This window comes from Saliterribacillus persicus (assembly GCF_003337485.1).
In the GTDB taxonomy this organism is placed as follows: Bacteria; Bacillota; Bacilli; order Bacillales; family Amphibacillaceae; genus Saliterribacillus; species Saliterribacillus persicus.
This window is the reverse complement of the sequence record NZ_QPJJ01000010.1, coordinates 104,541-114,191: the sequence shown is the minus strand read 5'-3', so window position 1 is coordinate 114,191 and position 9,651 is coordinate 104,541. Positions and strand designations below refer to the sequence as shown.

Genomic DNA, 9,651 nt, shown 5'->3' with positions numbered 1-9,651 from the left:
AACAGAAGGAAAGGTGAATAAAGTGGCAAAAAAATCAAAAATCGCTAAAGAAAAGAAAAGACAGGAATTAGTAGCAAAATACGCTGACCTACGAAGAGAGTTAAAGGAAAAAGGAGATTATCAAGCACTTAGAAAGCTTCCGCGAGATTCTTCTCCAACGCGTTTAACAGGGAGATGTGAAGTGACAGGGAGACCTCGTGGATATATGAGGAAGTTTAAAATGTCTCGAATAGCTTTTAGAGATTATGCACATAAAGGGCAAATTCCTGGTGTGAAAAAGTCAAGCTGGTAAGAGAAGGGGGCATGCTTCCATGTATAAATGGATCATTATAGGTGGAGGGATTCATGGATGCTGTATAGCAAATCGGCTTCTTAAAGAGAAAATTTGTAGAAAAGATCTTCTAATTATTGATGCTTACCCTGAACCAATGCACGTGTGGCGAAGTCTGACAGAAAAAATAGGTATGGATTACTTAAGATCTCCATCTGTACATCATATAGCTCAAGATCCGTTTAGTTTAAAAGAATATGCGCATAAATTTGACTATGCCCAACCGTTTAAAGGAAGGTATCGAAGACCGCGTTTGGATATGTTTAATCAGCATAGCATAGATGAAATGGATGAAGTAAACGTGCGGGAATGTTGGAAGCAAGGGATCGTAAACTGGTTAAAGAGATCAGATGGTGTTTGGGAAGTTTCTCTTTTTACAAATGAAGTCATTCAAGCTGAACACGTCGTCCTTGCTATGGGTGTGAATCGAAAACCCCAATATCCGCAGTGGTTTTCCGGTGCGGAGGATAAGAAGCATATCCGTCATATATTTGATCAAGAAACGGTTCTTCCTGAAAAAGGAGATGTTTTTGTTTTAGGGGGAGGCATGACTGCAGCCCATCTTGCTCATACATTAGCAAGAAAGAGTGCAATTAATTCAGTTACTATATTGAAAAGACATCCATTTAGAATAAATAACTTTGATAGTGATCCAGGCTGGCTAGGTCCAAAATATTTACGAAATTTCTATGAGGTAGATTGCTATGAAAAGAGACGAAAATTAATCCAAGAAGCAAGACACCGAGGTTCCATAACAAGTGAACTATATGTGAAGTTGAAAAAACAGGTGAAGGCTGGTAGGCTGCGCTTTTATACAGGAGAGCTTGAAAAGGTTAAATGCAAGGAGGATATCATTGAAATTCAGATGGATGATGGGGAGCGGTTGGTAGCCAATACGATGTTACTTGCAACTGGTGCTAAAGCGAGCATGCCAGGAGAAAAGTGGTTAACACCAGTTATTAAGAAGTTAAATCTCCCATGTGCTCCTTGTGGCTTCCCTGTTGTTGCGCCTTCCTTGGAGTGGAAACAAAAACTTTATGTGGCAGGAGCACTTGCTGAGTTAGAAATTGGGCCAACTTCAAGAAATATTGCGGGAGCAAGAAAAACAGCTGATCGCATAGCCCAAAACGCGTAGGGGGAAAAAAGTTGACAGAGAAAATACCAGTTACAGTATTAAGTGGTTATTTGGGTTCAGGGAAAACTACACTATTAAATCACTTGTTACATAATAAAGAAGATTTAAAATTAGCTGTTATCGTAAATGACATGAGTGAAGTTAATATTGATGCTTCTATGGTAAAGCGTGGTGGATTCAGCCGAACAGAGGAAAAATTAGTCGAGCTACAGAATGGATGTATTTGCTGTACCTTACGCGAAGATTTGATAAAAGAGGTAGAAAAACTTTCTAAGCTTGATATCGATTATATTGTGATTGAATCTACGGGAATATCCGAGCCAATTCCAGTTGCCCAAAGCTTCACTTATAAAGATGAAGAACTAGGCATTAACCTCGACGACCATTGTGAATTAGACTCCATGGTTACTGTCGTAGATGCTAACCGATTTTGGGATGATTATGGATCAGGAGATAATTTAGTCGATCGTAGTCAGGGTGCAGATGAGGAAGATGTAAGAGAAGTTATTGACTTAATTATAGATCAGATTGAATTTGCTAACATTATACTTTTAAATAAAGTGGATTTAATCAAGGAAGTCGATAAGGAAAAATTAAAAGCTGTTTTAAAACATTTGAATCCAGAAGCGAATATTATCGATACAACATATAGCCGGGTGCCACTTAAATCTGTGTTACATACGAATTTGTTTGATTTTGAAAAAGCCAGTCAGGGGGCAGGGTGGATCAAAGAGCTAAACGAGGAACATATGCCTGAAACACAGGAGTATGGTATTAACTCATTTTTGTATCAAAGTAAAAGGCCATTTCATCCTCAGCGTTGGATGAAGTGGTTGGAAAATTGGCCAGATGGTATTATTCGTTCGAAAGGTTTCTTTTGGTTAGCTTCTAGGAATGATAAATGTGGTTTACTTTCACAAGCTGGTTCTTCCCTTTCCATTCAGGGCGTTGGAGCTTGGATAGCCACTTACTCTAAACAAGAACAAATCGAAATGTTGAATGATGATAAAGAGTTAGCCGCTCGCTGGGATAAAGTATATGGTGATCGAATAACAGAGCTAGTATTCATTGGAATAGATATAAATAAAGAAGAGATTATCCATGGGTTAAATATGTGCTTGCTAACGGACGATGAGATGAAACAGGATTGGAATAACTTTCATGACCCTCTGCCAGTATTTTAACGATCTAAATGGGATGTTTCAGTAAAGCATGCTTTCTATTTACTAGCCAATACAGATCAGTGAAAAAGGGCGACAATCTTGAGAATTACTGTCGCAGGAGGGGTAGTATGAAGGATGACAAGATTATGAAATTGAAAAATGTCTCTTTTAGGCATGAAAAGGGTTGGGCGATAGAGCACGTAAATTCCCCTATAGGTAAGGGTCAATACTTGGGATTGGTAGTAACAAATGGTTCTAGGAAATGCACTTTGAGATTTGTAGAAATGGAAGATTTTACGTTGCGTTTTATGGACAGCCTGAAGAGAAAAGGCTTTATAACATTGTGGGGGTGCCTTACTAATGTTTGAAGCATTCTTCACCTATGAGTTTTTGCAAAACGCAGCAGTCACAGGATTACTTATTGGTTTAGTTGCCCCCTTACTAGGTGTCTTTATTGTTATACGCAGACTTTCGTTAATTGCTGATGCTCTTTCTCACATTACATTAACAGGTATTGCAGCAAGTCTATTAATTGAAAAAAAGGTGTCAGTAATAAATGATTGGAATCCTATCTATATGGGAATGGCATTTTCTGTAGTAGGGGCAGTACTGATTGAGCGGATTCGAAAAGCGTATAAAAATTTTGAAGAATTAGCTATTCCTATTATTCTTTCTGGAGGTATAGGGCTAGGTGTCCTTCTCATTTCTTTAGCAGATGGCTTCAACACAGACTTGTTTGGTTATTTATTTGGGAGCGTAGCTGCAGTGAGTCGTTCCAATATGTGGACAGTTTTATGGATAACAGTGTTTGTTATTCTACTAGTTTTCTTGTTTTATAAAGAATTATTTGCTTTGTCGTTTGATGAGGAACACGCTAGGGTCACAGGTGTGAAAGGAAAATGGATTAATCTACTATTTATTTTGTTGGTGGCGTTAGTCATAGCTTCATCTTTGCAGATAGTAGGAATTCTGCTCGTTTCAGCTTTAATGACATTACCAGTAGCCTCTGCTTTAAAATTGGTAAAAAGCTTTAAACAAGCTATCTTCTTATCTATTTTTTTAGGAGAGACTGCTGTAATCGTTGGTATATTATCAGCCTATCATTTAGGTGTACCTCCTGGTGGAAACATTGTTATGGTAGCAATTCTTATACTTATAGTGACACTAGCTTATAAAAAGGTGAATAAGAAAATTCGGATAAAGAAAAGTAATAAAAATATAGAACAATCAACGTAGCTATCTATTATATTATTCTCGAATGCTAGGCACTCTTAGTATTCTTGTTCATACATGGTTGAAAACAAAGGTTACGTTAGTCAGGTATAAATTGATTTCAGGTAGCTACGTCTCCTTTAAAGGAGAGTCTATCGAAAATTTAGTACTTTCGTTTTTCAAAAAGCAGCTAAAATTTTAACATTCAAATCGTAATGGTTTCGTTTTAAGTGAATTTATAATAGGAGTTACAAAAAAATTAATGAAGGAGATAATAATGTTGAAAAAACTAATAGGAGTTCTCGTTTTGTGTACACTAATTTTTATTATTACAGGTTGTGGGAGTGCAGGTTCAACTAACAGTCAAGGTGAGAAAGCACCAGATGAGGAGTTGACGATTTATACTACTGTTTATCCGCTTCAATATTTTGCTGAACAAATTGCAGGTGATGAAGCTTCGGTAGCATCCATTTTACCAGCTGGTTCAGACCCTCATAATTTTGAGCCTACCTCACAAGAGATAATACAAATAGCAGAAGCGGACGCTTTTATTTATAATGGAGCAGGTTTAGAACCATACGCCCAAAAAATTTCAGATGCTATTGAATCAGAAGATGTGAAAGCAGTAGAAGCTTCCGATGGAATTGATCTACTTGAGCACAGCGATAGTCATGATCAAGAAGAACATAAACATGAGGAAACAGAAGGTGAGCACGAAGAAGAGCATGAACACGAGGAAACGGAAGATGAACATGAAGGGCATGATCATGGAGATCAAGATCCACACGTTTGGTTGGATCCAATCCGTTCCATTGAGTTAGCTGAGACAATAAAGGATACGCTTGTAGAAATTAAACCTGATTCAGAAGAGGTATTTAATAAGAACTTTGAAACGTTGACAGGAGAACTTGAAAATCTAGATAAAGAATTCAAAGAGAAAATAGAGGGCTTACCTGGAAATGAGATTATTGTATCGCATGCAGCGTATGGTTATTGGGAACACTCCTATGGCATTGAGCAAATTCCTATTTCTGGTTTAAGTCCAACAAATGAACCGTCTCAAAAAGAACTGCAAGAAATTATAGAAATTGCTAAAAATCATGGGTTGAAATATGTATTTTTCGAACAAAATGTAACACCTAAAGTTGCCGATGTTGTAAGGAAAGAAATAAATGCGGAGACTTTACGGATACACAACTTATCTGTTTTGACAGAAGAAGATATAGAGAATAATGAGGATTACTTTACACTGATGCGTACTAATTTAGAAGCATTATCAGAAGCATTAATAGATGCCCCAGTACGCTCAGATGATTCTTCTGAAAATGATGACCATGATCATGCTCACAGTCACGCACATGATGAAGAATCAGAACAAATTTATGCTGGGTATTTTGAAGACGAACAAGTGGAAGATCGCCCCCTTTCTGATTGGGAAGGAGATTGGCAGTCTGTATACCCATATCTTCAAGATGGAACCCTTGATGACGTTTTTGCCCACAAAGCAGAAGAGAACGGTGACAAAACAGTTCAAGAATATAAGGAGTATTATGAGATCGGCTATAAAACAAAAGTGGAACGTATCTTAATTGAAGGAGATAGAGTAACATTTTTTGAAAACGGGGAAGAAAATACTGGTCAATACAGCTATGATGGTTATGAAATTTTAACATATGACGCAGGAAATAGAGGGGTAAGATATATATTTAAACTAACAGAAAAAGAAGAAGGACTTCCAAACTTTATTCAATTTAGTGATCATAGTATCTATCCCACTAAAGCTGACCATTATCACATCTATTTCGGAGATGATCGAGAGCGTTTATTAGAGGAAGTCACTAATTGGCCAACCTATTATCCATTAGATATGTCGGGTGAAAACATTGTTCATGAGATGTTGGCACATTAATTTAAAGACTTAATTGGGCAAATAATTTGAGTTGGTTAATCATTAACAAAAATAATTTTTATATTGGATAAAAGAGGCAGAGTCATAACTAAAGTGTCTAACTAAAAATCCGAACAAGTAATAATTTAGCCGATGAAATATATGTCGACTCCTGCAGGATGAAAAAGCCAATGCTGAGACCCCGCAGTGCGAAGCGCGAGGAGGCTCAGCGGCTTCTCGAGGAAAGCGAAGTATATTTCAGGAGCGGCGGCTACACACTACTGCCATTTGTTCGGTTTTTGAATTAGTTCAAATGCTTTTTTCTTAGTATGTTTTTAACACAATATAGTATCATTTTTAGTATAATTATGGTAAATAGTGAAAATTAATGGGATATGAGTGCAGAGGAGGAGAATGGTGAAAAGTGTATATATGAAAGAGCACTTTCAAAAAATGTATAAACAGAGAGAAGAAATAGCTGATGAATTGATTTATTATCAAAAAAATGAATGGTTCAGACCTTATGAAGAAAAGTGGTCATGGGGAGAAACGTATTATCATTTATACCTAATGCTCAAGTGGTTTCGAAGACTAAGTAAGGTGTATGTGCCCTTGGCAAGACCAGTTGGTACATTAAGAAAAGAAAAACCTTATGAAACATGTAGTTCAGATATATACGCTAGCTATAAAGAGAAAAATAAAAAACCAATGAAGGCTCCTTTTATATTAATTCCACCAGAATATGAAAAAATTAATGTTAGTTTTGAGTGGTTGTTAGTAGAAATAGATAAGGAAACCAAGCTATTGGAGTCCGTTGTGGCGAATATAAGTGATGATGAAGCTGGTCACATACGTTTCTTAGATCCACTCGCCAATAATCCTAATCTAATTCAGGGTATCGATCTGTTAGGAATACATGAAAGGCATCATTTTTTGTTGTGTAAAAAATATTATCACAAGGCAGGTAGGCTTTAAAAAATGAAAGCAGATGAGTTCGCTTATGCTTCCATCTACTTCAATCTTTTCTTATTTGGCAAATTATTTTTATTGAAATTCCACACTTTCTATCTTTCTTTATTGACATGACAATATCACCTGTATTTTCATGTATTGCAACATTAACCTTGCATGCCGTCCTTCTTGAGTTTGGAGTGTTTTCAGAGAGGATAGTCTTTTTATAAATACTTCGTCACAAGCGCAATAATTTCCCGTTTTTCTATAACATTCGTCATGGGCTTTGCACGCAGCATCTGTTTTGTTAATAGGCGCGCCTGGGCCCCTGCAACCGGGTCCACACCATCTGTAACCGGGAAAGACACAGAAGTTTGCCCTTCTATAAGATCTTCTTTGATGCATGATCATTCTTCTCCTTTATTAAATGAGGTAGAGAAAAGACCAGAGGGAATTAACCCCCTCTGGATTTTTTAACAGTCGTATCCTTGGTTATAACCACCGAATGATGCACCTACCACTATAAGAAGCACAAACAATACTACGATTAACGCGAAGCCTCCGCCATATCCTGCTGCTACACCTGACATTTAGTAATCACCTCTTTCAGTTATTCCCTAAAAGGAAATCATCCTTTCTTTATCAGCTTATGGAGCGATAGGTTTTATGTATAGTTCAGTAGCCTTTATATAATGAAAAAACGCCAAATTTAAATTTTCATCTATTCATAGTTGCGATACAAATGTTAGTAATGGAAGAACAAATTACCTAACATCCATTTTCCCTTTTTTTCTATGAAGAAATTCGATATTAAAGGTATTTGTGCACAGAAGTACAATAAAAATAATATTTTAGATTTAAACTTCACTTGTGCTATGGTATATAATAGAGATATTTCACAGAATTTTTAGTTAATTAAACATGTATTTGCTGATCGAAGGGGGACTGGGTGAACTTGAAAACAAAATTATTAGATTTACTAGCTCAAAGGTATGAAAGTGAGGAAAAAATAGTCACAGAAATCATCAACCTTGAGGCTATTCTAAATCTGCCAAAGGGGACCGAACATTTTGTAAGTGATCTACACGGAGAATACCATGCCTTTCAACACGTACTAAGAAATGGTGCGGGTAAAGTAAAAGAAAAAATTAGTGATATTTTTGAGGATGAACTAACGGAACAGCAGATTAATGAGTTCGCTACATTAGTTTATTATCCTGAAGAAAAATTAAAGCTAATAAAAAATAGCTTTAATCGTGACGAGGATTTAAATAAGTGGCGTCAAGAGATGATTCAGCAAATGATTAAGCTGATACCGTATGTATCTTCCAAGTACACGCGATCAAAATTAAGGAAAGCTCTACCAGAACAGTTTGTATATATTATCGAGGAGTTATTATATAAAACGGATGAATACTCCAATAAACAACAGTACTATACGAAGATCGTACAGCAAATTATTACTCTAGAACAGGCAGATAAATTGATTGTTGGTCTTGCTTACACGATTCAAAGGCTAGTGGTTGACCATCTGCATGTGGTGGGGGACATTTATGACCGAGGTCCTGAGCCAGATAAAATTATGGATACGTTGATCAATTATCATTCTGTCGACATTCAATGGGGAAATCATGATGTGTTATGGATTGGGGCATATGCTGGTTCGAAGGTTTGTCTTGCCAATATCATCCGGATTTGTGCTCGTTACGCTAATCTTGATATTATCGAGGATGTTTATGGGATCAATTTGAGACCGCTTCTTAATCTAGCAGAAAAATATTACGAGGATAATGAAGCATTCAGACCAAAATTGCAAAAGGGCGAGGAGTTATCTGAGTATGAACAGCTTCAGATTACTAAAATTCATCAGGCTATTGCTATCATTCAATTTAAACTAGAAAGTCCTATCATTAAGAGACGCACAAACTTTAATATGGAAAATAGACTTCTGCTTGAGAAGGTTGATTATAGTTCAAATGAAATAACGATACGCGGGAACACATATCCATTGGAAAATACGTGTTTTGAGACCGTAGATCCAAATGAGCCTGCTAAATTATTAGAAGAAGAGATTGAAGTAATAGATAAATTGTTGTTTTCCGTTCAACATTCGGAGAAATTAGCACGCCATATGAATTTTTTAATGAAAAAGGGCAGTCTTTATTTAAAGTATAATAATAATTTACTTATCCATGGCTGTGTTCCTTTAGATGAAGAAGGCAATATGGCTAAAATGGAAATCGACAATACGATGTTTTCCGGCCGCGAACTATTGGATATTTTTGAGGGTTATGTAAGACGAGCCTTCGCACGTCCTAAAGAAACCGATGATTTAGCAACAGATATGATCTGGTATCTCTGGACAGGAAAATATTCTTCTCTTTTTGGAAAAGGAGAAATGACGACCTTTGAGAGATACTTTATCAAGGATAAGAAAACGCATAAAGAAGTAAAAAATCCTTATTATGATTTGCGTGAAAAAGAAGAAATCTGCCGTAATATATTAGAGGATTTTGATTTAAATCCAGATTTAGGACACATCATTAATGGACATACCCCTGTTAAAGAAATTGAAGGAGAAAATCCTGTCAAAGCGAATGGGAAAATGGTGGTCATTGATGGAGGATTTTCTAAACCATATCAATCAACCACGGGTATATCCGGTTATACTTTACTATTTAATTCATTTGGTATGCAGCTTGTGGCACACAAAAAATTCACATCAAAAGAAGATGTTCTGGAAAATGGTACAGATGTCGTATCTGTTAGAAGATTAGTAGATGAAGAGCTAGAACGAAAGAAAGTATTGGAGACCAATGCTGGGGAAGAATTATTGCAAGAAATCAAGATATTAAAAAGCTTATTAGAACACCGTTATATGAATTAATACGAAGAAAAACTATCTAATGATTGTTATTAAGTGAAAAACAGAACTTCCAATTGGAGGTTCTGTTTTTTATTATTAGATTCT

10 protein-coding genes are annotated in these 9,651 nt (G+C 36.3%); 8 read left to right on the top strand and 2 right to left on the bottom strand.

Going from position 1 to position 9,651, the window contains the following annotated elements:
- Positions 1–22 precede the first annotated feature (22 nt).
- The 7 genes from rpsN (at position 23) to DFR57_RS12465 (ending at position 6,704) form a co-directional block, all read left to right on the top strand.
- Complete coding sequence (gene rpsN, locus DFR57_RS12500; RefSeq protein WP_114353566.1) at positions 23–292, top strand: 30S ribosomal protein S14; 270 nt, start codon at positions 23–25, stop codon at positions 290–292.
- A 19-nt stretch (positions 293–311) separates the two neighbouring features.
- Positions 312–1,466: an FAD-dependent oxidoreductase gene (locus tag DFR57_RS12495; RefSeq protein WP_114353548.1), complete on the top strand. Its 1,155-nt coding sequence runs from the start codon at positions 312–314 to the stop codon at positions 1,464–1,466.
- Between the two features lie 11 nt (positions 1,467–1,477).
- Positions 1,478–2,650 carry a GTP-binding protein gene (locus DFR57_RS12490; protein ID WP_114353547.1) on the top strand — a complete coding sequence of 391 codons (1,173 nt, stop codon included), beginning with the start codon at positions 1,478–1,480 and terminating at the stop codon, positions 2,648–2,650.
- A gap of 107 nt (positions 2,651–2,757) precedes the next feature.
- The gene (locus DFR57_RS12485) at positions 2,758–2,997 is read left to right on the top strand and encodes a hypothetical protein (protein ID WP_114353546.1); all 240 of its coding nucleotides are present in this window, start codon (positions 2,758–2,760) and stop codon (positions 2,995–2,997) included.
- Complete coding sequence (locus DFR57_RS12480; protein WP_114353545.1) at positions 2,990–3,865, top strand: metal ABC transporter permease; 876 nt, start codon at positions 2,990–2,992, stop codon at positions 3,863–3,865. Before DFR57_RS12485 ends, DFR57_RS12480 begins: the two co-directional genes overlap by 8 nt.
- Positions 3,866–4,118: 253 nt before the next feature.
- Complete coding sequence (locus DFR57_RS12475; RefSeq protein WP_114353544.1) at positions 4,119–5,750, top strand: metal ABC transporter solute-binding protein, Zn/Mn family; 1,632 nt, start codon at positions 4,119–4,121, stop codon at positions 5,748–5,750.
- Positions 5,751–6,146: 396 nt separating this feature from the next.
- Positions 6,147–6,704 (top strand): DinB family protein, encoded by a 558-nt coding sequence (locus tag DFR57_RS12465; protein WP_245937462.1) that lies wholly within the window; start codon positions 6,147–6,149, stop codon positions 6,702–6,704.
- Positions 6,705–6,803: 99 nt separating this feature from the next.
- Here the strand turns inward: DFR57_RS12465 and DFR57_RS18485 are convergent, their stop codons facing one another.
- Both DFR57_RS18485 and DFR57_RS12455 read right to left on the bottom strand, forming a co-directional pair.
- Complete coding sequence (locus DFR57_RS18485; protein ID WP_114353542.1) at positions 6,804–7,085, bottom strand: phospholipase; 282 nt, start codon at positions 7,083–7,085, stop codon at positions 6,804–6,806.
- A gap of 68 nt (positions 7,086–7,153) precedes the next feature.
- Complete coding sequence (locus DFR57_RS12455; protein ID WP_114353541.1) at positions 7,154–7,270, bottom strand: YjcZ family sporulation protein; 117 nt, start codon at positions 7,268–7,270, stop codon at positions 7,154–7,156.
- Positions 7,271–7,635: 365 nt separating this feature from the next.
- Between DFR57_RS12455 and DFR57_RS12450 the strand changes: the two genes are divergently transcribed.
- The gene (locus tag DFR57_RS12450) at positions 7,636–9,567 is read left to right on the top strand and encodes a fructose-1,6-bisphosphatase (protein ID WP_114353540.1); all 1,932 of its coding nucleotides are present in this window, start codon (positions 7,636–7,638) and stop codon (positions 9,565–9,567) included.
- The last annotated feature ends 84 nt before the right edge of the window (positions 9,568–9,651 follow it).

Excerpts from the sequence above, each read along its gene's own strand:
- DFR57_RS12480 (WP_114353545.1), top strand. The coding sequence starts at position 2,990 with ATGTTTGAAGCATTCTTCACCTATGAGTTTTTGCAAAACGCAGCAGTC.
- DFR57_RS12455 (WP_114353541.1), bottom strand. The coding sequence starts at position 7,270 with ATGTCAGGTGTAGCAGCAGGATATGGCGGAGGCTTCGCGTTAATCGTA.
- DFR57_RS18485 (WP_114353542.1), bottom strand. The coding sequence starts at position 7,085 with ATGCATCAAAGAAGATCTTATAGAAGGGCAAACTTCTGTGTCTTTCCC.
- DFR57_RS12475 (WP_114353544.1), top strand. The coding sequence starts at position 4,119 with ATGTTGAAAAAACTAATAGGAGTTCTCGTTTTGTGTACACTAATTTTT.
- DFR57_RS12485 (WP_114353546.1), top strand. The coding sequence starts at position 2,758 with ATGAAGGATGACAAGATTATGAAATTGAAAAATGTCTCTTTTAGGCAT.
- DFR57_RS12495 (WP_114353548.1), top strand. The coding sequence starts at position 312 with ATGTATAAATGGATCATTATAGGTGGAGGGATTCATGGATGCTGTATA.